We start from the raw sequence: 20,919 nt of genomic DNA, 5'->3' as shown, positions 1-20,919 counted from the left end.
GATCGTGTGGGGCTCTGCGTGGGCTGCGTGGGGGTCAGGCGGGCCGCGCGGCGGGTGCGGCGGTGGGCGCCCGGTGGGTCCGGCCGGTCTCGCGGAGGGTCAGCAGGCCGGTGGCCGCGATCAGGGCGGCGGTCAGGCCGTGAATGCCGAACGCGGCGGCGGGGGAACCGTGGTGGGCCAGGACGTTGATCATGTCGCCGAACGGGGCGACGGCCTCCGCCAGCAGGACCCAGCCCAGGGCGCGGCGGTGGCCCGTCACCAGCAGGACGCCGAGGACCAGGCCCATCGAGAGTTCGCGGATGCCCTTCATGACGAGGAAGCCGCCGCCGTCGCCGGCGGGCCAGGACGGCAGGCCGACGCCCGGCGTGACCGCCTCGGGGGTGAGGACGAAGGACAGTCCGAGGTAGAGCACGAACAGGATGATGGCGGCGGCCAGGGTGGTGTTGGTCTTCTTCAGCGACATGGGTCGTCTCTCTCTGGGCAGGGGATGAGGGGGCGGCCGTCCGGCCTCGATCTAGCGCCGCTAGCTGCTGGTGCAACGCTAGTTCTTTCGGTGCTCGATTGTCTAGCGCTGCTAGAAAATGGTCGGGCCGTAGGAAGGTGCGCAGACTGGGCTCTCCGGGGCGGAAAGGATCACCCCGGGGTGCCGGGAGTGTGGAAGGGGGCGCGGTGGCGAGCGGCGGAGCCGATGTGATCGAGGCATTGGGTGCGGCGGCCGGGGGGCGGCTGCGGGCGGGGGCGGCGCCGGGCGCCGTCTGCGGCGAACTCGCCGCGCGGACGCGGTGGTGGTGGGACGCGGCGCTGGGCGTCGGCCGGGCCCTCGGGATCCCGGAGCCGGAGCTGCTGGACCGTCTCCGCCGGGATCCGGGGGAGGTGCAGGACGAGTTGGGCCCCGGCGAGGAGGAGCTGTACGGCGAACTCATGGAGGAACTGGGCGTGTTCGACGTCGCCGCGCGGCTCGACGAGCGGGAACTGCTGATCGCGGAACGCCTGCGGGCCGCGGTGCGGGCCATGGGCGGCGTGGCGAGCGGCCACGCCCAGGCCCTGTCGCGGCGGCTCGTCACGGGAGAGCCTGCGTGGGTCTTCCACTCGCTCGCGCGCAGCGGCCCACGGTCCTCCTGCGGCCGACCCGCGGAGTTCTGGGAGGCCCTGGTGGAGGCCGGGGAACTCCTCGCGGCAGGGGGCGGGGACGAGTGCGAGGGGGAGTGCGGGCACGGGGACCTGGCGCAGGCTCTCGGTGAGTGCCGGGCGCGGCTGGCCGACTGCGCCCGCCCGGACCGGTCCGGCCTCGGCCGGGCCTGAGGTCCCTTCGAGGCCCTCGCCCGCCCCGGGCCCGGCCGATCCCGGCGTGCCGCGCCGCCCGGCGCGCGGGCGGGCCGGCCGCCGTCAGTTCTCCTGCGCGGGCCCGATGACCGCGAGGCCCACCTGTGCGGCGAGCCAGTGGGCGTACGGCTCGTTCCTCTGGCGGCCGTCGAAGACGGCGCTGCGGACGTGGACGAGGACGGTGTGGTCGTCGGCGGGCTCGTTCGCGTAGCGGGTGTGGGTGTTGAAGAGGAGCGTCACTTCGGCGTGCTTGGAATCGCCGTGGAACCCCTCCTCGGGCACCTCCGGCCATTCCAGCGAATCCCAGTGGATCTCCCCCGTGCTGGGACCGATCGCCGCGGTGAAGGCGTCCTCGATGCTGCCGATCGGGCAGTCGAACACCTCCCACTCCACCGGCAGCCGCCCCTCGAACGCGGACGCCTCGACCGGCAGGCCGGCCGCCGGGACACCCACCACGAAAGGGGGCTGGTCCTCGAACGGCACCCCTTCGAATTCCTCGAGCTCGGACGCCCCGCGGAACCATCCGCCGGGCATGAGCCCCGCGACCCGCCGCACCTCGGCGACCGAGGCGAACTCCGCGTACGCGGAGACCTCGGAGTACTCGCGACGGCCGAACTCCACGAGGCGGCGGGCGGTCTTCAGGGCGAGTGCCGGATCGGGGGTGCGGAAGACGGGATAGGCGACGTCGTTGGACATCCGGTGATCGTGCCACGGCCCGTCGTCGCGGAGCACCCCGTTTTGCGGCGGGCTTCCCGCGCACCGGGGTGGTGAGCTCCTCGGCCGCCCCGGTGCGGACGGTGGCGCGCCGGGATCGTCGGGAGCCGGAGGTTTCCGTGTCGCAGCCCTTGACCCGGATGGCGGCACCTCCTAGCTTGATCGATATTTCTGCAACTTTCAGCAATATATTGCACTCCGTGCGTCACTCAGGGGGGCCGATGGGACGGGAAGCCGGAGAAGTGTTATTCCGGATGCTGGGCAGGGTGCGGCTCCACGACGGAGAGGTCGGCGGCGCCAGGAGGCGCACACTCCTCGTGGCGCTCCTGCTGGACGCCAATCGCATGGTGACGGTCGACCACCTGGTCGACGCCCTGTGGGACGAACGGCCGCCCCCCTCGGCGGTGGCGAACGTCCGCACCCACGTCTGTGCCCTGCGGCAGCTGATGGGCGGCGCGGCCACCCTGGTCTCCCACCCAGGGGGGTACGAACTGGTGACGCCCGAGGACGCCTGCGACAGCCACCTGTTCGCCCTCGCCGCCGACGAGGGGCGGACGGCGCTCGGCGAGGGGGCCTTCGACCGCGCCGCCGGACTGCTCGACCGCGCCCTCGGCCTGTGGGACGCGGACCGGGCCGCCGCGGACGTCCCCCGCAACGGCCGGCTCGCCGCACGCCTCGCCCACCTCGACGAGGAGCGGCTGCGTACGGCCGAGGACTTCGCCGAGGCCTGCCTGGGGCTGGGGGAGCCGAGGGCAGCGCTCCGCGGCCTCGCCGCCCTCCTGGCGGCGGATCCCCTGCGTACCCGGAGCTGGGCCCTGCGGATGCGCGCCCACCACCTGCTGGGGGAGCGCGGAGGAGTCAGCGAGACCGTGCGGGAGGCCGCCGACGTGTTCCGCGAACACCTCGGCTCACCGCTCGACCGGGAACTGGTCCACCTCCACCAGGACCTCTCCCGGAGCCGCCCCTGACCCCGCTGTCTCCTCGGGCGCCGTGAGTCCCGAAGCGGTCCCCGGCCCCTTCCGGCCCTGCCGGGCGCCGGAGCCTCGGAAGCCGCGTCAGGCGTCGTGGCCGGGGACGTACGCGACGATCCGGTCGAGCGGCACCAGGCCGAAGACGCGCGAGTCGACGCTCGCGGCGGTGTTGTCGCCCAGCACGGCGGCGTGCCCCGGCGGGACGGTGGTCTCCCCGTCCTGCCGGCCCGGCACCCCCGGCGGCAGCGGGTCGCCCGGCAGCGCCGCGAGCCGCTTCACGAGCAGGGGTTGCCGGTGCGGCCGGCCCGTGGGCAGGGGCCACTCCCAGGCGTCCGGCGCGGTCGGCTTGAGGAGGACCACGACCTGCCCCGTACGCAACCGGCCGGCGGTCCCCCGGCGGGCGACGACCGTCCGCCCCGGCGCCAGGGCCGGCGTCATGCTGCCCCCGACGACCGTGACCCTGATCCGGCGCCGCCCCAGGAAGACGGCCATCGCGGCCGGGGCGAACAGCAGGCCGGCGCCGAGGCCGAGGGCGACGGCCGGACCGGATGCGACGCCCGGGCCCGCCCCCCGCCTCACGCGCCCGCTCCCGGTCCGGCGACGCCGGACGCTCCGGCCGCCGTGGCGTCCGCGTATCCGGCGGCCTGGCGCGCGAAGAGACGTGCGTACCGCCCCTCCGCCGCCATCAGCGTGTCGTGGTCGCCCTGCTCCACCACCCGGCCGCCCCGCAGCACCACGATGCGGTCCGCGCCCCGGGCCGCGGAGAGCCGGTGGGAGATGAGCAGGCTGGTACGGCCCTGTCGGTGCCGGGCCAGTACCTCCTGGACCTCCTGCTCCGCCTCCGGATCGAGACCTGAGGTCGGCTCGTCCAGGATCAGCAGGTCCGCCCCGGTGTCCACCAGGGACCGCGCGAGCGCGACCCGCTGCCACTGGCCCCCGGACAGCTCCACCCCGTCGTCGGGGTCGTCGCCCGGACCCGAGAACGAACGGCCCAGCATCGTGTCGTAACCGAGCGGCAGCCCCTCGACCAGCGCGTCCGCGCCCGCCCGGACGGCGGCGGCCCGCACCCGAGCCGGGTCGCCGTCCGCGTCCGGCGCCCCGAGACCGATGTTCTCCCCGGCGGTCAGGTCGTAGCGCATGAAGTCCTGGAAGACCGCGCTGATCCTGCGGCGCAGCTCCTCGGGGGCGAAGGTGCGGATGTCCCGGCCGTCCCACAGCACCGTGCCGTGGGTGGGGTCGTAGAAGCGGCACAGGAGCTTGACCAGAGTGGACTTCCCCGCGCCGTTGTCCCCGACCACGGCGAGCGACGTCCCGGCCGGCAGCGTCAGGTCCACGTCCCGCAGCACCCAGTCGTGCCGGTCGGAGTACCGGAAGGAGACGCCGCGCAGCTCGATGCCGTGGCGCAGCGGCGCCGGCCGGTCCTGGGGCGCGGGCGCCGGCAGGTCCGGGGGCTGCCCGACGACCTCCGTGAAGTGCCCGAACAGCACGAGGCTGCGCCTGACCACGGCGAGCTGCGCCGCGGCGGTTCCCAGACCGCCCTGCACCGCGGCGGTCGCCGCCACGGCGAGGGTCACGTCCCCCACCGACAGCCGGCCGTGCGCCGCCTCCCGCACCGTCCACAGCAGCCCGGCCGCCGAGACCGCCGCCGAGACCGCCGCCGGCACCGCCTGGGCGACCGCGTTGCGCCGCTCGTCCGCCCGGTGCGCGGCGTCGATGGCCCGCCGGTCCGCACGCATCCGGGCCCGCAGGTGGTCGCCCGTGCCGAACAGCCGGATCTCCTTGGCCGCCTGGACGTCGGCGAGGAGCTGCCCGTAGAAGAGCTCCCGCCGCTCCAGCGGCGTCACCCGCAGCACCGTCCGCGCCCACACCCGCGCCATCCGCAGCTCCACCACCAGTGCCGGCACGGCCGACAGGACGACGACCGCCACCAGCCACCAGCTCACCAGGGCCAGCGACGCCAGGAACCCCGTCACGGTGACGGCCGCCCGCAGCAGGCCGATGCCGCCGGTCACGATCTGCGGCGGCGCCTCCTGCCCGCAGCCCTGTGCCAGCCGCAGTCGGTCGAGCTGCGCCGGATCCTCGAACCGGCCCAGACCGGCGAAGGAGTTGACGACCGCGTACAGCCGGTCCTGGGCGTGGAGCGCGACCGCGCGGGACAGCTCCCCGCGCAGCAGCTCGTCCAGGTGGGGCAGGAGCGCCGTCGCCGTCCCCGCCCCCGCCAGCAGCGCCGCCGGCGCCACCACCCGCGCCGGCTCGCCCCCGGCGGCCACCACGTCCAGGACGGCGGCCGTCGCCCAGGCCGCCGCCACCGGCAGCTGGGCCACGACCAGCGCGGCCACCAGCACCCCCACCAGCGGGCCCGGCGCCGCCCGCCACGCCAGCCCCAGCACCACGGGCAGGGCGGCCGTCGGCCGGCTCACCCCGCCGCCCCGGCACCCAGCAGGTCCCGCAGGTCCCGGTCCACCACGGTGACGGCGCCGTCGGAGCCGAGCCGGCACACCACCGGATAACCGGTGATGCCGAACGCCTCCGCCACCACGACCGCCTCCTCACCGGCCACCACGCGGGCGATTCCCTCCAGCGCCCGCGTGTACGGCCCCGGGTCCTCGGTGCCCGGCGCGACGACGGCCAGGACACGGGCGGGCGGCAGCCGCAGCTCGCGCACGGCGGAGGCGAAACGGGGAAGCAGCTCGGTGCACGGCTCGCAGCCGGGCGAGAAGAAGCCCACCAGCGCCCCGTCCGGCAGGTCTCCGCGCGAGAGTCCCGTCCCGTCCGTGGCGCGGACCTCGAACTCCCCGGCCGTGGCACCGACGCTGCCCGCGTCGATCGGCCCCGGCGGGCGGGCCGGACCCAGCGCCCCCACCCTGCGGACGAGGCCGTAGGTGAGCACCAGATTGAGGACGGTCAGGGCGCCCAACAGGGCGACGGCCGAACCGAGAACGGCCACGGTCAACTCCTAGAGAGATCGGGAAGGAACGTCAGGAAGGGGAGAGAACAGGCCGGCGATGTCGTCCAGCGTCGTCACCAGCAGCGCGCCCAGCGCGCCCGCGCCGATCGCCACCGTCAGCGCCGCCGCCCCCACCGGCCCCGCCGCGGGCAGCGACGCGACGGCGACGGCGCCCATGAGGAGGACGTTGCGCACCACGTGCCGCCGTCCCAGCACCGTGGCCGTGCGGCCGAAGCACGCGCAGCGCGCCACCGTGCCCCGCCGCCGCGTCACCACGACGCCCGCCGTCAGCGCCACCAGGAGCAGCCCCGCGACCGCCAGCCCCGGGCGGGCCGTCACCGGCACCACCAGCAGCACCGGCAGGGCGGCCTCCACGCCGGCGACGCCCACCGCGACCCCGCGCGCCGTCCCCGCCGGGACGAGCCGCCAGGCCCGTACCTCCGCGACGAAACCGTCGAACGCCCCGCGCCCGCGCAGCTTGCCCGCCGCCGAGACCAGGAAGACCAGCACCAGCAGAGCCCGGCAGGCCACCACCACGTGCACCACGCCGCACACCCCCCTCCGCTCCCGCACGTCCGGCGCGAGTGCCGGCGGCGCCGCGGCAGCCTAGGAGGACGGCATACACGTCACGTACCGGCGGGCGGGACGGGACCTGTACGCCCGGCCGCTACCTTCTCCACCGCTCGACCGCACCCGGCGGTCGACCGGCGAAAGGGACCACCTGATGAGCACCCTGAAGCGACTCGCGGACAAGATGGCCGACCGGATGGCGCCCGCCGCGCGGGCCGAGGCCACCTGGTGGGTCAAGGACACCCGCTGTGTCGCCTCCAGCAGCTGCTCCAGCAGGGCCAAGCGGCAGCAGTACATGTGCTGGGACAGCTCGTTCTGCTCGGGCTGGCAGGACGCGGGCTGCTGTTCCTGACCTCCTCCCCACCCAGCCGGTGCGCGGCGGGGGCACGCCCGCCCCGCCGCGCACCGGCCTTCCGCGAAAGGGATGCCGTGCTGCGCCTCGCCGCCCACCAGATCCGCCACCGCGCCCTGCGCAGCCTCGCCCTGCTCCTCGGCATCCTCGCCGCGACCTCGGGCTTCACCCTGCTGACCGCCGGCGCCCGGACCTCCCAGCTGCACGCCACCGGCACGGTGGACGACAACTACCGGGGCGCGTACGACATCCTGGTGCGCCCGCACGGGACCCGCAGCGCCCTGGAGGACCGGGAGGGCCTGGTGCGGCCGAACTTCCTCTCCGGACAGTTCGGCGGCATCACCTCCGCCCAGCAGACGGAGATAGCCCGCCTCGCGGGCGTGGACGTCGCCGCCCCCGTCGCCATGGTCGGATACGTCGTCAGCGACAGCCCCGTGCGGGTCGACGTCACCGACCAGGTCGACCGGAACCGGACCCAGCAGATACTGACCACCCGTCAGGTCTGGTCCGGAGACCGCGGCCTGAGCCAGCTCACCGACGAAGCCCCCTCCTGGGTCTACGTGACCAAGAACCGCCTGCTGTGGCCGCGCGTGCCCATGGTCGGCAGCGGCGGCTCGCTCTCCTACGCGGACGGCACCGACCCCGCCCGCGTCCAGGCCCGGTGCGGCAACGACCAGGCGCCCGTCCTGGAGGTCCTGCCCGGCGGCCGCCGCGTCCCCCTCTGCCAGCCGACCCACTCCGCGCTCTCGGACGGCCGCGGCTGGCTGATCGCCGCACAGCTCACCGACGACGGCCGCTTCGTCGTCGGCGAACACGACCGCAGCCGTGCCCCCCTCGTGGAGCGCCGCCTGACCGTGAACGTCTCCTGGCCGATGGCCCTCCTGCTCGCCGCCGTCGACCCCGGGCAGGAGGCCCGCCTGGTCGGCCTGGACAAGGCCGTCACGAGCGGCCGCTACCTGCGGCAGGACGAGACCGTCGAGGACGGCGTCGACGAACTGGGCAGCCACCACCGCTACCTGCCGCTGCTGGCCTCGACCACCCCGCAGATCGACGAGCGGGTCACCGTCGGCGTCGAGCGCTCGCACCCCGGCGACCCGGGCATCGGCGGACTGTCCACCGCGGAGACCACCCGGCGGCTCAAGGCCCTCTCCGGCACCGTCCTGGCCACCCGGACCTTCACCGCCGACCAGGCCTACGGCGCGGGCGAGGGCACCACCGCCCACCTCACCCGGATCATCCAGTCCGGTCCTCCCCGCTACGAAGGCGACTCCCCCCTCAGCCCCGCCCGGGTCCCCGTCGACCAGGAGGCCCTGTGGCACAACGAGCACTTCTCCGGCCTCTCCATCCCCCGCTTCACCCAGGACACGGCCTACCGCCCCCTGCGCCGCGTCCCCCCGTACCGCTCGCCCGAAGTCCTCGCCGGCACCTGGAGCGAGGACGCCATCGCGGTGGGCCGCTTCGACCCCGCCCGCCTCACCGAGTTCTCCTCCCTCTCCCGGGTCCCCCTGGAGACCTACCAGCCCGTCGAGGCCGCCGGCGCCGACGCCGCCTCCCGCCGCCTCCTCGGCGACCGCCCCCTCCTCCCCGACAGCAACCCCGGCGGCTACCTCGCCACCCCGCCCCAGCTGCTCACCACGCTCGCCGCCCTCGGCCGCGTCCTCGACCCCGCCTCCGAGCAGGCCCGCGCCCCGATCTCGGCCGTCCGGGTCCGCGTCGCCGGGGTCACCGGCACCGACGCCGCCTCCCGCGAACGCGTCCGCGCCGTCGCCGAGGAGATCACCCGCACCACCGGGCTCGACGTCGACCTCACCATGGGCTCCTCGCCCTCCCCCCGCACCGTCGCCCTCGGGCCGGGGGCGTTCGGACGGCCGCCGCTCTCCCTCACCGAGGGCTGGTCCGTCAAGGGCGTCGCCGTCGCCGTCGTCGAGGCCGCCGACCGCAAGAGCGTCCTCCTCTCCGGTCTCGTCCTCGTCGTCTGCGCCCTGTTCCTCCTCAACGCGGTCGGAGCCGGGGTCCGCGACCGCCGCAAGGAACTCGCCGTCCTCGGCTGCCTCGGCTGGTCTCGCCCCCGCATCGCCTCCCTGATCCTCACCGAGACCGCCCTCGTCGGCACCGTCGCCGGTGTCCTCGGCGCCGCCCTCGCCCGCCTCCTCGGCCCGCCGCTCGGCATCGGCGTGACGACCGGGCGCGCCGCCCTCGCCCTGCCCCTCGCCCTCGCCGTCTGCCTCCTCGCCGCCCTGCCCCCGGCCCTGCGCGCCACCACCCGGCACCCCGCGCAAGCCCTCCGCCCCGCCGTGCGGGCGGCCCGCAGGCCCCGCGACCGCCGCACCCTCGCGGGACTCGCCGCCGCCAACCTGGCCCGCGTCCCCGCCCGCACCGCCCTCGGCGCGCTCTCCCTCGCCGTCGGCGTGTGCGCCGTCACCGCCGTCACCGCGATCCTCACCGCCTTCGGCGACCGGGTCGTCGGCACGGCCCTCGGGGACGCCGTCGCCCTGGAGGTACGCGGCGTCGACATCGCCGCCGCGACCGGCACCGTCCTGCTCGGCGCCCTCGCCGTCGCCGACGTCGTCTTCCTCGGCATCCGCGAACGCGCCCCGGAATTCGCCCTCCTGCGGGCGACGGGCTGGTCGGAGGCCCACCTCGTCCGCCTCGTCCTCCACGAGGCGGCCCTGCTCGGCCTCCTGGGCTCCGTGGCGGGCTCCGCCGCCGGGGCGGCGGCGGTGGCCCGGCTCACCGGCGCCTTCACCCCGGCCCTGGCCGCCACCGCGGCGGCTGCCGCACTGGGCGGGGTGCTCCTGACCGCCGCGGCGGCGGCCGGCCCCGTCGCCGCGCTCCTCCGGCTGCCCACCGCCCCCCTTCTCGCAGAGGACTGAACCCATGCACGACGCCACCGCCACCGGAGCGGCCCTGGAGATCACCGGACTGACCCGCGTCTTCGGACGCGGCGAGGCCCGGATCACCGCCGCGGACGCCATCACCCTGAGCGTCCCGGCCGGCCAGAGCGTCGCCGTCACCGGCCGCTCCGGGTCAGGCAAGTCGACCCTCCTGCACCTCCTGGGCGCGATCGAACGTGCCGACGCCGGCACCGTCCTCGTCGACGGCGACGACATCACCGCGTTGCGGCGCAAGCGCCTCACCGAGTACCGCAGGAGCGTCGGCTTCGTCTTCCAGCGCTTCCACCTGCTGCCCGCCCTCACGGTCCTCGACAACGTCCTGGCACCGGTACTGCCCCGCCGCACCGCCTACGACAAGCGGGAACGCGCCCGGGAACTGCTGCGCGCCGTCGGCCTGGACGGCCGCGAACACGCCCACCCCGGCGAGCTCTCCGGCGGCCAGCAGCAGCGCGTCGCCCTCGCCCGCGCGCTCGTCGACACCCCGCGCCTGCTCCTCGCGGACGAACCCACCGGCGCCCTCGACTCCGCCACCGGCGCCGAGGTGATGGACCTGATCGTCCGCCTCGGCCGCGAGCACGGCACCACCGTCCTCGTCGCCACCCACGAGGCGGCGGTCGCCGACGGCTGCGACCGCCGCCTCCGCATGAGCGACGGCCGCGTCGTCGAGGACTCCGCCTCGTGCGGTTGACGGCCGCCGAGCCGCAACGGTGCGGAGCCGCACCACGTCCACACCACGGCCGCCGACCCCGCGGCGTGCCCTCGGGGGCGACGATCCGGCTCCGTCCCGCCGAGGCCCCGGACCAGGGCTCAGTGGACGGAGAAGCCGCCGTCCACGAAGAGGGAGTGGCCCGTGACGTAGGCGGAGGCGGTGCTCGCGAGGAAGACGGCGGCGCCGGCGAAGTCCTCGGCGAGGCCGTTGCGGCCGGTCATCGTGCGGGCGGCGAGCGCGGCGACCTTCTCCGGGTCGGAGGAGAGCCTCTGGTTGAGGGGGGTCATGACGAAGCCGGGGACCAGGGTGTTGGCGGTGACGCCGTACGGGGACCACGCCTCGGCCTGGGAGCGGGCGAGGGACTCCAGGGCGCCCTTGGACACGCCGTACGCCCCGCTCTGCACGAAGGCGCGGTGGGCCTGCTGGGAGGTGACGTGGATGATCCGGCCGAAGCCGCGTTCCGCCATGCCGGGGCCGAAGCGCTGTCCGAGGAGGAAGGGCGCCTCCAGGTTGACCGTCATGGTGGTGTCCCAGACGTCCTCGGCCAGTTCGCCGAAGGGCGGACGGAGGTTGATCCCGGCGGAGTTGACGAGGACGTCCGGCTCGCCGAAGGGCTCCGTCGCCGCTTCCGCGCCCGCCTTGACGCCCTCCCGGGTGCTCAGGTCCGCGCTCACCCACGCGGCCCGGCAGCCGTCCGCCGTCAGCTCCGCGACGGTCTCCTCGAGTTCCGCCTCCCGGCGCGCCAGGACCACCACGCTCGCCCCGGCCCGCGCCAGCGCCCCCGCGATCGCCCTGCCGATGCCGGAGCTCCCGCCCGTGACGAGGGCGGTGCGGCCTTCGAGGGAGAAGAGGCCGGAGAGGTATCCGGCGGGGCTGGTCGTCATGGCGGGGCTCCTCGCGCGTCGTGCGGCGCCGGGCCGTCCGTGCGGGGGCGGGCCGGTGCTCCGCATCCTGGCACAGGGGCCCGGAACCGGTGCGGAGGGGGTCAGGGCAGGTGGGGCGGGGTCCAGGCGTGGTGCCGCAGGAGCATGCGGGTCGCCGCCCGGGAGGGCGTGAGGCGCAGGGCCGCGTTCCGCAGGGCGACCGCCGCGGGACGGGAGAGCCGGTGCCCCATCCGTCCCGCCTGCCGGGCGGCGGCCGCGACGGCTCCGGCGCGCGGCCGGCGCTCGGCGTCGTAGCGGGCGAGCGCCGCCTCCACGGTGGGCCCGGCGGCCAGCGCGGCGGCCAGGACGACGGCGTCCTCCAGCGCCTGGCAGGCGCCCTGCCCGAGGTTGGGGGTCATGGCGTGCGCCGCGTCCCCGAGGAGCACCGTCCGTCCCGCCGTGTACGAGGGGAGGGGCGTGCGCAGCTCGTGGACGTCGTGGTGGAGGACCGCGTCCGGCGGGGTCGCGTCGAGCAGTTCGGACACCGTGCCGTGCCAGCCGCGGAACCTGCGGCGCAGCTCGCCCACCGGGTCCGCGAACCGCGTCCCGGCGGGCAGCGCGAGCACCGCGTGCCACTCCGCCCGCCCATCGAGGAAGGCGATGTGCCCGAACTCCGCGCCCCGCCCCCAGGTCAGCTCGAAGTCGGTACGCAGCTCCACCGGCCTCCCGGTAACGGCCCGCAGCACCGTCGAACCGCTGTAGGCCGGCCCCGGATGCGCGGGGAACAGCCGCCCGCGCGTCCGGCTCCCGATCCCGTCGGCCGCCACCACGAGGTCGGCCTCCAGCACCGTGCCCCCGCACCCGACCCGTACCCTCCCCGGCCCCGCCTCCTCCACCGGCCCCGCCTCGGCACCGGTCCGCAGCACCCCGGCCGGGAGCAGTCCGCGCAGCGCGCGGTGCAGGTCGGCCCGGGGGAGCCCCATGATCGGGGTGCCCACGGCCCGCTCCAGGGCCGCTCCGTCCATCCGGGTCAGCAGGCGGCCCCGGGGCGTGCGCGTGCCCCCGCTGTACTGGCCCCGCGCCGCCGCCCGCACCGCGGCCCCCGCGCCCAGCTCGTCCAGCGCCCGCAGTCCGTTGGCCGCCAGCGAGATGCCCGCCCCCGCGTCCTCCAGGAGCGGCGCGCGCTCCAGGACGGTCACCTCCCACCCCACCCGCCGCAGCCCGAGCGCGGCGGCCAGCCCGCCGATGCCGCCGCCGATCACCACTGCCGTCCCGTCCATGCCGCACCCCTCGTCTTCTACACCTGTAGAAGGAGGACCCTAGACGAGTCTCTACAGGTGTAGAAAGGGGGTATGGCTCCGGACCGACGCACCTTCCTCGCCGACGCGGCCCTCGACGTCCTCGCCGACGAGGGCATCCGCGGGCTGACCCACCGCGCGGTCGACCGCCGGGCGGCCCTGCCGACCGGTACGACCTCCGCCTACTTCCGCACCCGGGCGGCCCTGCTCACCGCGCTCGTCACCCGCCTCGTCCAGCTCGACCAGGCGGAACTGCGGGACACCGTCGAGGAGTTGCCCGCCCTGCGCACCACCGGGGAGGTCGTCGACGGCCTCGCCCTGCTCGCCCGCCGCCGGCTGACCGGCGAGGGCCGCCGCCGCTCCCTCGCCCGGCACGCCTGCGCCGTCGAGAGCGTGCGCGACCCCGAACTCCGCGCGATTCTGCTGCCCCGCGAGAACCCCGGCCGCGAGGCCCTCCGCCGCTTCCTCGCCGCGCACGGCGTGCCGGACGTCGAAGCCCGCGCCCACACCCTGCTGACCTGCTTCGACGGCCTCGTCTTCGACCGGCTGGTGAACGGCGGCGACGTGCCCCGAGAAGCCCTCGAACTCCTGGTCGCCGCCGCCGCGCGCCGGGTTCCGCCACCGGACGCCGGGCCCGCGTCGGGAGCGGCGCGAGGGTGACGGCCCGGTTCAGTACCGTCTCAACTGTCCCGGCCGCTCGAAGTAGAACCCCCTCGGACCCTCCTCCTCGCCGTCACCTCCGGGCGGCGCGTACGGCCGGACGCCTTCGAGGAGCACGCCGCCGTCGAGGAGGCGCTTGCCGTCGAACCGGCGGCCGGTGAACCCGAAGACGTGGGTGCCCCGGCCCAGCCTCAGCAGCGCCACCACGATCCGGGTCGCGGAGACCGGCGCGCCGTCGGCGACCAGCGGGAACGAGAGGAAGAGGTTCACCTTCTCCCTCGCCGCGGGACCGGTCCACAGGGCGACGGTCACCCGCGGTTCCGCCGGATCCGGGACGCATCCGCGTACGTGGTACGGCTTGGCGACCGGAGTGGTCGAGTAGTGCCACAGCGCGGCCGCGAGGGCCCGTTGCGTGCGGGCCGGTTCGTCCGGCGGGACGGTCTCCGGTCGACCCGTGACGGACATGTCCGCACCCCTTCGCCGCAGGTGGTGATGAACTCGCGGGAACGGCCCGAGCCGCGGACCGGTCCTCTCCGGGCCCGCCCGCGGCCGCCGTCACCCGCCGCGTCTCAGCCGAGCTGGGCGACGAACTCCGCCCAGGCGCCCGGCGCCACCGTGAACTGCGGGCCGTCCGGGACCTTGGAGTCACGGACGTGGACGGTGGAGGGGCAGGTGGCGACCTCGACGCAGTCGTCGCCGCTGCCGCCGCTGTAGCTGGACTTGTGCCAGGAGAGGGCGACCTCCACGCAGTTGTCGCCGCTGCCGCCGCTGTAGCTGCTCTTGAACCAGGCCAGTTCAGTGGTGCTCATAGTGCTCCTCGGATCTCCCGCAACAGGCCCACGGATGCCTCGACAGACAGGGCCTGTGCCCGCATCCTGGCATACCGCTGCTGGAGGATGCTGACCACTTTGGGGTCGGAGAAGAGCTGGCCGGTCTCCTGGCCCTCGCAGTAGGCGTACCAGGTGTTCTCGTGTGTTTCCAGGAGGCGAAGGGGGCCGTCAAGGCCCGAGTGGTGACCCCGTGCCTGTGACATGACCTGGATGTCGATGTTGCGCCGCTCGCCAAGCGCGAGGATGTGGTCGATCTGCTCGCGCATGACCTCGGCGCTGCCCAACTGGCGGCGCAGTGCGTGCTCCTCGATGATGAAGCTGTAGATCGTCTCGGGGTGATCCGTGAGGAGGCTCGCTCGTTCCACGCGCGTGGCCAGGTTCGACTCGATCTTGTCGTCACCCATTGCCGGGATCTGCCTCTCGAAGAGTGTCCGGGCGTACGCGGGGGTCTGAAGCAGACCCGGCACCAGTCGGTTCTCGAAGGTGTACAGCGTCACCGCCAGCGGCTCCAGCTCCGCCCACTCCTCGAACCACTTCGCCAGCCCTGCCTTGCGTGTCAGGTGCTTCGCCGCCGCCCGGATCACCCCGAACGCGTCCAGCACCTCCTCCGCCTTCTCCAGGAACTTCTTCGACGGCACGCGCCTGCCCTGTTCGATGGAGGCGATCATCGGGAGCGAGTAGCCCACCAGGGGCGCGAACTGTTCCTGCGTCAGCCCCGCCCGTTTACGGAAAGCCTTGAGGACTTCCCCGAATGCCTTCAGGCTCTCTGACGTCTCCGGTTCAGTCCCCTTGGGATTCTGGCCCGTCACCCCGTCACCTCCCGCACCGTGTGCTCGCGTTGAACGAACCCAGGTTCACGGAACGTCACCGGTACAGTCCAGCGAGTGGACCCGTACAAGCGCAGCGTACGAGTCGCGTAGCTGGTAACTCGCCATGATCCCCCGGGAAATTGGCCATATGACGACTCCCCTCGCGCGCAAACAGCCCGTCACCGTACGTATGTTCGCGCAGCGCTTCAGCTCCACCCCGCGCGGCGCCCGCCTCGCCCGCAGGCTCACCCTCCTCCAGCTCCACCAGTGGGGCGTGCCGTACGGCGCGGAGCTGTCCGACACGGCGGGGCTCCTGACCGCCGAGCTGGCCGCGAACGCGGTCACGCACGGGCGGGTGCCGGGGCGCGACTGCGAGCTGGCGCTGCTGTACGTGCCCCGGATCCTGCTGCGGATCGACGTCTCCGACACGCGGGGCGAGTGCCGGCCGGAGCCTGGGGTGCCGGGGCCGCTGGACGAGGGCGGGCGGGGGCTGCTCCTCGTGGGGGCGCTGGCCTCGCGGTGGGAGGTGTTCGACCGGGTGCCGGTGGGGAAGACGGTGCGGGCCGAGCTGGACCTCAAGACATGAGGTCCGGCCCGGCCCGCCGTCCGGCTCAGCCGGTCAGGGGCTCGTAACCGGCGGGGCGGGTGGTGAAGGTGCCCCGGCCCTGGGTGCGGCCGCGCAGGCGGGTCGCGTAGCCGAAGAGCTCGGCCAGCGGGACCGTCGCCGTCACCACCGACGTACCGCCCCTGACCTGCGAGTCCGTCACCCTGCCCCGGCGGGCCGCGAGGTCGCCGAGGACGGCGCCGACCGACTCGGCGGGGACGGTGACGGTCACCTCGGCGACCGGTTCGAGCAGCGCCATGGCGCTCGCCCGGAGCGCCTCGCGCAGTGCGAAGCGGCCGGCCGTGCGGAAGGCGAGCTCGGACGAGTCCTTCGGGTGCGTGGCGCCGTCCGTGAGCGTGACGCGGACGCCCGTCACCGGGTGCCCGCCGAGCGGGCCGTCGCCGAGCGCGTCCCGGCAGCCGGCCTCGACCGCCCGGACGTACTCCTGCGGCACCCGCCCGCCGGTGACCGTCGAGGAGAAGGCGAACTCCTCCCCGTCCGGCGACGGCCCGACGTCGAGGACGACGTGGGCGAACTGGCCCGCGCCGCCGTCCTGTTTGACGTGCCGGTGCACCAGCCCCGTCACCCCCTTCAGCACCGTCTCCCGGTACGCCACCTGCGGGCGGCCCACCGTCACCTCCAGGCCCCGGTCGCGGCGCAGCCGCTCCACCGCGACCTCCAGGTGCAGCTCGCCGAGGCCCGACAGGACGGTCTGGCCCGTCTCCGGGTCGGTCCGCACCACCAGCGACGGATCCTCCTCGGCGAGCCGGGCGAGGGCCGCCGCCAGCCGGCCGGTGTCCGTGCCGAGGCGGGCCTCCACGGCCACCGAGACCACCGGGTCGGCGGTCACGGGCGGTTCGAGGACCACCTGCGCGTCCGGGGGACACAGGGTGGCCCCGGCGCGGACGGCCTTCGGGCCGACGACGGCGACGATCTCCCCGGCGAGGGCGCCGGGCAGCTCGTCCGTCCGGTCGGCCTGCACCCGCAGCACGCGGGAGATCCGCTCCGTCCGGCCGGTCGCGGTGTCGAGCACGGTGTCCCCCTTCCCGAGCGTTCCCGAGTAGACGCGGACGTGGGTCATGCGTCCGGTCGGCGCCGCGTTCACCTTGAACGCGAGCGCCACCAGCGGCGCGTGCGGATCGGCCGGCCGCTCGCCGCCGCCGACCGGCGGCCGGTCGAGCGGGGAGGGCAGATAGGCGACGACCGCGTCGAGGAGCGGCTCCACGCCCCGGTCGCGGTACGCCGAACCGCACAGCACCACGACGGCCGAGCCCGCCAGGGTCAGCGCGCGCAGGGCCCCGGCGAGCGTCCCGTCCGCGAGGGCGTCCGTCGCGCAGAACTCCTCCAGGGAGCCGGGGTGCAGCTCGGCCACGGCCTCCTCCAGGGCGCGCCTGCGGCGTACCGCCTCGTCCCGGAGCCCCGGGGGGACGCCGGTCTCGGCGAGGCCGCCGTCGTCCCACACGTACGCCCGCATGCGGACCAGGTCCACCACCCCGCGGAAGCCGTCCTCGCGGCCCACGGGCAGCTGGACGGGGAGCGCGGCGGCGCCGAGGCGGGAGCGGATCGAGGCGACGGCCGCGTCCAGGTCGGCGCCCGGCCGGTCCATCTTGTTGACGAACGCGATCCGGGGCACGCCGTGCCGGTCGGCCTGCCGCCACACCGTCTCGCTCTGCGGCTCGACGCCCGCGACCGCGTCGAAGACGGCCACGGCGCCGTCGAGGACGCGGAGCGCGCGCTCGACCTCGTCGGAGAAGTCGACGTGGCCGGGCGTGTCGATGAGGGTGAGCCGGTGGTCCGCCCACGCGCAGGTGACGGCGGCGGAGGAGATCGTGATGCCGCGCTCCCGCTCCTGCGGGTCGAAGTCGGTGACGGTCGTGCCGTCGTGGACCTCGCCCCGCTTGTGGACGGCGCCGGTCAGGAACAGGATCCGCTCGGTGACGGTGGTCTTGCCCGCGTCGACGTGGGCGAGGATGCCGAGGTTGCGGACGCGGTCGGTGGGTCGGACGGTGCGCACGATGTCGTGCCTTTCGCTGCTGTGTGAGGACACGGGGCAGCGCGATTCCCGGACGCGCGGACGCGCGGGCGGGCCTGCGGTGACGGGCGCGCAGCCGTCACCGGCAGGCGGGAGAGGCGAGGATCACGTCGTACCGGCGGACGCGGGGGAGGACGGCGACGGCGGCGCGGTGGTGACGCACGGTCGGCTCCCCTCGGGCGGTTCGGGCGGGTACGGAAACGGCACCGCACACCCGGTGGTGCGCGGTGCCGCGAGTCTAGGGAGCCGCCCCGCCCGGCCGACAGCGAATTTCAGGCGGCGTCCGCGGCGATGTCCGGGACGGTGCCGGTGCCTTCGGTGGTGTCCGCGGCGGGCTCCGCCGGCTGGAGCAGGTCCCAGCGGTTGCCGTACAGGTCCTCGAAGACGGCGACGGAGCCGTACGGCTCGTGCCGGGGCTCCTCCAGGAACTTCACCCCGGCGGCCGACATCCGCTCGTGGTCGCCGGCGAAGTCGTCGGTGTGGAGGAAGAAGCCGACCCGGCCGCCGGTCTGGTTCCCGACCGCGGCCTGCTCCTCCTCGTTCTTGGCGCGGGCGAGCAGCAGCCCGGCGTTCCCGATCCCGCCGACGCCCCCGGCGCCGCGCGGGCGGACGACGACCCAGCGGGTGCCGTTGCCCCGGTCGGTGTCCTCGACGAGGTCGAAGCCGAGGGCGTCGGTGTAGAAGGCGAGGGCCTCGTCGTAATCACGGACGACGAGCGTGACGAGTGCGATGGACGGCATTACCCCAACGTAATACGCGGAAAGGGCACCCACCTACCCGCGTCGACCCGCGCGCCGCCCGCCCCGACCCTCGACCCGCCGAGGGTCGGCACGAGGGTCGGGGCGGGGACGGGCGAGGGGAGGGGGAGGGGTCGTACGAGGGGCGCGCGGGGGCTCGGGACGGTGTCCCCGGTGGGGGGCCGGGGGCTCCTGGGGGCAGCCCGGGAGGGGCCCGGGGCTGCCCCCCCGGGACGGTCCTGGGACGGACCCCTGTCGGGGGTCCCTGCCGATCCCTGCCCAGTCTCCTGGTCGGTCTCCTGGTCGGTCCCGGGGCGGCTCTCGCCCGGTCCTCGCTCGGCTCTCGCCCGGTCCTCGCCCGGCTCTCGCCCGGTCCTCGCCCGGCTCTCGCTCGGCTCTCGCTCGGTCCTCGCTCGGCTCTCGCCCGGCTCTTGCCCGGTCCTCGCCCGGCCCCCCGCCTCCACCGGGGGCACCGTCCCGAGCCCCTCGCCCGGCTCCCCGCCGGTTCCCGGCCGCTCCCCGGGGCGTTCCTCCGTCGGGGAGAATGCCTCGTATGGACGTGCCGGAGTTCGAGAGGCTGGTCGGCCGCGCCCGGGGGCTCGCGCGGGCCGGGGGGCGGCGGATCCTGGGGATCGCGGGGGCGCCGGGGGCGGGGAAGTCGACGCTCGCGGGGCGGATCGTCGAGCGGCTCGACGGGCTCGCGGTGCTCGTGCCCATGGACGGCTTCCACCTCGCCGGCGCCGAACTGGCCCGGCTCGGGCGGGCCGGGCGCAAGGGCGCGCCCGACACCTTCGACGCCGCCGGGTACGCCGCCCTGCTCGCCCGGCTCCGGGCCCCGCGCCCCGGCACCGTCGTCTACGCCCCCGCCTTCGACCGCGCCCTGGAGGAGCCCGTCGCCGGCTCCGTGCCCGTGCCGCCCGAGGTGCCCCTCGTCGTCACCGAGGGCAACTACCTCCTCCACGACGACGGGCCCTGGGCGGAGGTCCGGCCCCTCCTCGACGAGACCTGGTACCTCGACCTCCCCGACGCCGTCCGCGTCCCCCGGCTCGTGGCCCGGCACGTCCGCTTCGGCAAGGACCCCGAAGAGGCCGCGCGCTGGGTCGCCCGCTCCGACGAGGCCAACGCCCGGCTGATCGCCGCGGCCCGCGGGCGTGCGGATCTCGTCGTGAACGCGTAGCGACCTCGTGGCGACCTCGTGCCGGCCCGGCGACGGCGGCTACCACCCCCGCGCGATGTTCCGTCACCATGTCCGGAACGGCAACGACAGGGGGGAAACCGTGAGCGAAGTCCTGTACGAGGAACAGTCCTGGAACCCGATGGCCCGGACGGTCCGGCTGACCGGCGACGGCGTCCACCGGGGCGGGGCCCACACCCCGCTCGGCGAACTCAACCTGGCCGCGACGGCCGAGGCGTACCAGCGGGGGCAGTGGCTCGGCGGCGGCGGGTCCGAACGCTCCCTGGACCGGCTGCCGCAGGGCCCCGGCGTCGTGCCGCTCGTCCGCGTCACCGGCACCAGCGTCCCGCTCAAGGTCCGCCGCGCCGCCGACTTCGCCGCGGCGCTCGGAGGGCTCGCGGTCCGGCTGAGCGGCGGCCCGGACCGGGTCACCGAACTGGGCCACCGGGCCCGCACCGAGGGCGTGCCGCTGTGGATGGCGCGCCGCCACGCCCCCGGCCCCGCCGGGCAGGTCACCGTCGCCGTGGACCGGCGGCTCGTCCGCGTGGACGTCTGGGGGCCGCACGCCCCCGTCGTCCGCCTCCGCGCCCCGCTCGGCTTCCACCACGAGGAGCCCCACCCGTCCCGGGGCCTGACGCTCACCGTCGGCGACGCCGCCGCCGACGTGCGCCTCACCCGGAAGAAGCTGCGGAAGTCCAAGAGCGTCGTGGAGGCCGAACTCCCCGGGCAGCTGTGGGAACTGCGGCGGGCCGGCGCGACCAGCTCCTGGCTGCTGCGCGACGGCCGGCGCGTCGCCCTGCTGTCCCGGCCGGCGCCCCGGCGCTCCCGGCCCACGACCCTGCTGATGCCGCTCGGGCCCGTCAGCCACGAGACCTCCGACCCGCTGGACGCGGTCATGGCCCACGCCTTCGCCGCCGCCTTCGGCCTCGGCGACACCACGGGCTCCGCCCGCTTCCCCTCCCAGTGGCGCCCCAGGGAGGGCTTCGAACCGGCCGCCGTGGACTTCGACTGGGCCCGCCCGTGGTTCAGCAACCTCGGCACGAGCAGCGCCGACAACGAGTCCGGCGGCGGGGACGGCTGGGGCTCGGACGGCGGCGACGGCGGCGACTCCGGCGGCGGTGACGGCGGAGGCGGAGACGGCGGGGGCGGCGGAGACGGCGGCGGGGGCGGGGGCGGCGACTGAGATCCCCTTCCGGCAGGGAGCCCTTCCGCGCGGACCCCTTTCGGGCAGGGAGCCCCTTCCGGAAAGGGGTCCGCGCGGCACGGGGCTCCTTTCGACCCGGGGCTCCCCCCGCCCGGGGCTCCCCCCGCCCAGGGCTCCCCCCGCCCGGGGCTCCCCCCGCCCAGGGCTCCCCCCGCCCGGGGCTCCCCCCGCCCGGGGCTCCCCCCGCCCGGGGCTCCCCCCGCCCGGGGCTCCCCCCGCCCGGGGCTC

At 75.7% G+C, this 20,919-nt stretch carries 22 protein-coding genes; 9 read left to right on the top strand and 13 right to left on the bottom strand.

The features are described from left to right. Positions 1–34: 34 nt before the first annotated feature. Positions 35–463 carry a DUF4267 domain-containing protein gene (locus IE326_RS02475; RefSeq protein ID WP_190040701.1) on the bottom strand — a complete coding sequence of 143 codons (429 nt, stop codon included), beginning with the start codon at positions 461–463 and terminating at the stop codon, positions 35–37. 206 nt (positions 464–669) lie between these two features. Between IE326_RS02475 and IE326_RS02470 the strand changes: the two genes are divergently transcribed. Next, positions 670–1,302 carry a hypothetical protein gene (locus IE326_RS02470; protein ID WP_190040700.1) on the top strand — a complete coding sequence of 211 codons (633 nt, stop codon included), beginning with the start codon at positions 670–672 and terminating at the stop codon, positions 1,300–1,302. Positions 1,303–1,386: 84 nt separating this feature from the next. On the opposite strand, the gene IE326_RS02465 is transcribed toward IE326_RS02470, so the two are convergent. Then, on the bottom strand, positions 1,387–2,019 hold the full coding sequence (locus tag IE326_RS02465) for a hypothetical protein (protein WP_190040699.1): 633 nt from the start codon (positions 2,017–2,019) through the stop codon (positions 1,387–1,389). Positions 2,020–2,291: 272 nt separating this feature from the next. Here IE326_RS02465 and IE326_RS02460 point away from each other — a divergent pair, with 272 nt between their 5' ends. After that, positions 2,292–3,005 carry an AfsR/SARP family transcriptional regulator gene (locus IE326_RS02460; RefSeq protein ID WP_170313988.1) on the top strand — a complete coding sequence of 238 codons (714 nt, stop codon included), beginning with the start codon at positions 2,292–2,294 and terminating at the stop codon, positions 3,003–3,005. Positions 3,006–3,092: 87 nt separating this feature from the next. On the opposite strand, the gene IE326_RS02455 is transcribed toward IE326_RS02460, so the two are convergent. Genes IE326_RS02455 through IE326_RS02440 form a run of 4 tightly spaced genes read right to left on the bottom strand, consistent with a single transcriptional unit; the run spans position 3,093 to position 6,501 of the window. Then, on the bottom strand, positions 3,093–3,587 hold the full coding sequence (locus IE326_RS02455) for a S26 family signal peptidase (protein WP_190040698.1): 495 nt from the start codon (positions 3,585–3,587) through the stop codon (positions 3,093–3,095). Then, positions 3,584–5,428 (bottom strand): ABC transporter ATP-binding protein, encoded by a 1,845-nt coding sequence (locus tag IE326_RS02450; RefSeq protein ID WP_190040697.1) that lies wholly within the window; start codon positions 5,426–5,428, stop codon positions 3,584–3,586. Before IE326_RS02450 ends, IE326_RS02455 begins: the two co-directional genes overlap by 4 nt. Continuing rightward, entirely contained in the window at positions 5,425–5,955 is a 531-nt protein-coding gene (locus tag IE326_RS02445; RefSeq protein WP_190040696.1) for a hypothetical protein, read from the bottom strand. The genes IE326_RS02450 and IE326_RS02445 overlap by 4 nt, the downstream gene beginning before the upstream one ends. 9 nt (positions 5,956–5,964) lie before the next feature. Beyond that, a complete protein-coding gene (locus tag IE326_RS02440; protein ID WP_190040695.1) occupies positions 5,965–6,501 on the bottom strand; it encodes a MauE/DoxX family redox-associated membrane protein in 537 nt (178 codons plus the stop codon). Between the two features lie 178 nt (positions 6,502–6,679). On the opposite strand from IE326_RS02440, the gene IE326_RS02435 reads away from it, so the two are divergent. The 3 genes from IE326_RS02435 (at position 6,680) to IE326_RS02425 (ending at position 10,459) form a co-directional block, all read left to right on the top strand. Continuing rightward, the gene (locus IE326_RS02435) at positions 6,680–6,877 is read left to right on the top strand and encodes a hypothetical protein (RefSeq protein ID WP_150235791.1); all 198 of its coding nucleotides are present in this window, start codon (positions 6,680–6,682) and stop codon (positions 6,875–6,877) included. 77 nt (positions 6,878–6,954) lie between these two features. Continuing rightward, positions 6,955–9,750, top strand: coding sequence for an FtsX-like permease family protein (locus tag IE326_RS02430; RefSeq protein WP_190040694.1), 2,796 nt, complete (start codon positions 6,955–6,957; stop codon positions 9,748–9,750). Between the two features lie 4 nt (positions 9,751–9,754). Beyond that, positions 9,755–10,459, top strand: a complete 705-nt coding sequence (locus IE326_RS02425; protein ID WP_150235786.1) for an ABC transporter ATP-binding protein — start codon at positions 9,755–9,757, stop codon at positions 10,457–10,459. 119 nt (positions 10,460–10,578) lie between these two features. Here IE326_RS02425 and IE326_RS02420 read toward each other — a convergent pair whose 3' ends face one another. Continuing rightward, entirely contained in the window at positions 10,579–11,364 is a 786-nt protein-coding gene (locus IE326_RS02420) for an SDR family NAD(P)-dependent oxidoreductase (RefSeq protein WP_150235784.1), read from the bottom strand. Between the two features lie 101 nt (positions 11,365–11,465). Next, positions 11,466–12,623, bottom strand: coding sequence for an FAD-dependent monooxygenase (locus IE326_RS02415; protein ID WP_190040693.1), 1,158 nt, complete (start codon positions 12,621–12,623; stop codon positions 11,466–11,468). Positions 12,624–12,695: 72 nt separating this feature from the next. Between IE326_RS02415 and IE326_RS02410 the strand changes: the two genes are divergently transcribed. Then, positions 12,696–13,301, top strand: a complete 606-nt coding sequence (locus IE326_RS02410; RefSeq protein WP_190040692.1) for a TetR/AcrR family transcriptional regulator — start codon at positions 12,696–12,698, stop codon at positions 13,299–13,301. A gap of 9 nt (positions 13,302–13,310) precedes the next feature. Here IE326_RS02410 and IE326_RS02405 read toward each other — a convergent pair whose 3' ends face one another. The 3 genes from IE326_RS02405 to IE326_RS02395 all read right to left on the bottom strand — a co-directional run bounded on the left by IE326_RS02405 (position 13,311) and on the right by IE326_RS02395 (position 14,940). Beyond that, the gene (locus IE326_RS02405) at positions 13,311–13,766 is read right to left on the bottom strand and encodes a hypothetical protein (protein WP_190040691.1); all 456 of its coding nucleotides are present in this window, start codon (positions 13,764–13,766) and stop codon (positions 13,311–13,313) included. A 104-nt stretch (positions 13,767–13,870) separates the two neighbouring features. Then, complete coding sequence (locus tag IE326_RS02400) at positions 13,871–14,110, bottom strand: DUF397 domain-containing protein (protein WP_190040690.1); 240 nt, start codon at positions 14,108–14,110, stop codon at positions 13,871–13,873. Then, positions 14,107–14,940, bottom strand: coding sequence for a helix-turn-helix domain-containing protein (locus IE326_RS02395; RefSeq protein ID WP_190040689.1), 834 nt, complete (start codon positions 14,938–14,940; stop codon positions 14,107–14,109). Before IE326_RS02395 ends, IE326_RS02400 begins: the two co-directional genes overlap by 4 nt. A gap of 148 nt (positions 14,941–15,088) precedes the next feature. Here IE326_RS02395 and IE326_RS02390 point away from each other — a divergent pair, with 148 nt between their 5' ends. Then, positions 15,089–15,526: an ATP-binding protein gene (locus IE326_RS02390; protein WP_190040688.1), complete on the top strand. Its 438-nt coding sequence runs from the start codon at positions 15,089–15,091 to the stop codon at positions 15,524–15,526. Positions 15,527–15,551: 25 nt separating this feature from the next. On the opposite strand, the gene fusA is transcribed toward IE326_RS02390, so the two are convergent. Both fusA and IE326_RS02380 read right to left on the bottom strand, forming a co-directional pair. Then, positions 15,552–17,558 (bottom strand): elongation factor G, encoded by a 2,007-nt coding sequence (gene fusA / locus IE326_RS02385; RefSeq protein ID WP_150235769.1) that lies wholly within the window; start codon positions 17,556–17,558, stop codon positions 15,552–15,554. 290 nt (positions 17,559–17,848) lie between these two features. Then, a complete protein-coding gene (locus tag IE326_RS02380) occupies positions 17,849–18,316 on the bottom strand; it encodes a VOC family protein (RefSeq protein ID WP_190040687.1) in 468 nt (155 codons plus the stop codon). Positions 18,317–18,857: 541 nt separating this feature from the next. Between IE326_RS02380 and IE326_RS02375 the strand changes: the two genes are divergently transcribed. Together IE326_RS02375 and IE326_RS02370 are read left to right on the top strand one after the other, a co-directional pair. Continuing rightward, positions 18,858–19,490, top strand: a complete 633-nt coding sequence (locus tag IE326_RS02375) for a nucleoside/nucleotide kinase family protein (RefSeq protein WP_373310152.1) — start codon at positions 18,858–18,860, stop codon at positions 19,488–19,490. Positions 19,491–19,590: 100 nt separating this feature from the next. Continuing rightward, on the top strand, positions 19,591–20,670 hold the full coding sequence (locus tag IE326_RS02370; protein WP_190040686.1) for a hypothetical protein: 1,080 nt from the start codon (positions 19,591–19,593) through the stop codon (positions 20,668–20,670). The last annotated feature ends 249 nt before the right edge of the window (positions 20,671–20,919 follow it).

The sequence above is a fragment of the Streptomyces filamentosus genome, from assembly GCF_014654895.1.
Lineage (GTDB): Bacteria > Actinomycetota > Actinomycetes > Streptomycetales > Streptomycetaceae > Streptomyces > Streptomyces filamentosus.
Note: the sequence above shows the minus strand (reverse complement) of the source record. Positions and strands in the feature narration are given on the sequence as shown.

Bases quoted from the DNA above. Each gene is read 5' to 3' on its own strand.
- IE326_RS02375 (WP_373310152.1), top strand. From the start codon at position 18,858: ATGCCTCGTATGGACGTGCCGGAGTTCGAGAGGCTGGTCGGCCGCGCC.
- IE326_RS02390 (WP_190040688.1), top strand. From the start codon at position 15,089: ATGACGACTCCCCTCGCGCGCAAACAGCCCGTCACCGTACGTATGTTC.
- IE326_RS02460 (WP_170313988.1), top strand. From the start codon at position 2,292: ATGCTGGGCAGGGTGCGGCTCCACGACGGAGAGGTCGGCGGCGCCAGG.
- IE326_RS02420 (WP_150235784.1), bottom strand. From the start codon at position 11,364: ATGACGACCAGCCCCGCCGGATACCTCTCCGGCCTCTTCTCCCTCGAA.
- IE326_RS02415 (WP_190040693.1), bottom strand. From the start codon at position 12,623: ATGGACGGGACGGCAGTGGTGATCGGCGGCGGCATCGGCGGGCTGGCC.
- IE326_RS02465 (WP_190040699.1), bottom strand. From the start codon at position 2,019: ATGTCCAACGACGTCGCCTATCCCGTCTTCCGCACCCCCGATCCGGCA.
- IE326_RS02435 (WP_150235791.1), top strand. From the start codon at position 6,680: ATGAGCACCCTGAAGCGACTCGCGGACAAGATGGCCGACCGGATGGCG.
- IE326_RS02425 (WP_150235786.1), top strand. From the start codon at position 9,755: ATGCACGACGCCACCGCCACCGGAGCGGCCCTGGAGATCACCGGACTG.
- IE326_RS02405 (WP_190040691.1), bottom strand. From the start codon at position 13,766: ATGTCCGTCACGGGTCGACCGGAGACCGTCCCGCCGGACGAACCGGCC.
- IE326_RS02410 (WP_190040692.1), top strand. From the start codon at position 12,696: ATGGCTCCGGACCGACGCACCTTCCTCGCCGACGCGGCCCTCGACGTC.
- IE326_RS02400 (WP_190040690.1), bottom strand. From the start codon at position 14,110: ATGAGCACCACTGAACTGGCCTGGTTCAAGAGCAGCTACAGCGGCGGC.
- IE326_RS02475 (WP_190040701.1), bottom strand. From the start codon at position 463: ATGTCGCTGAAGAAGACCAACACCACCCTGGCCGCCGCCATCATCCTG.
- IE326_RS02380 (WP_190040687.1), bottom strand. From the start codon at position 18,316: ATGCCGTCCATCGCACTCGTCACGCTCGTCGTCCGTGATTACGACGAG.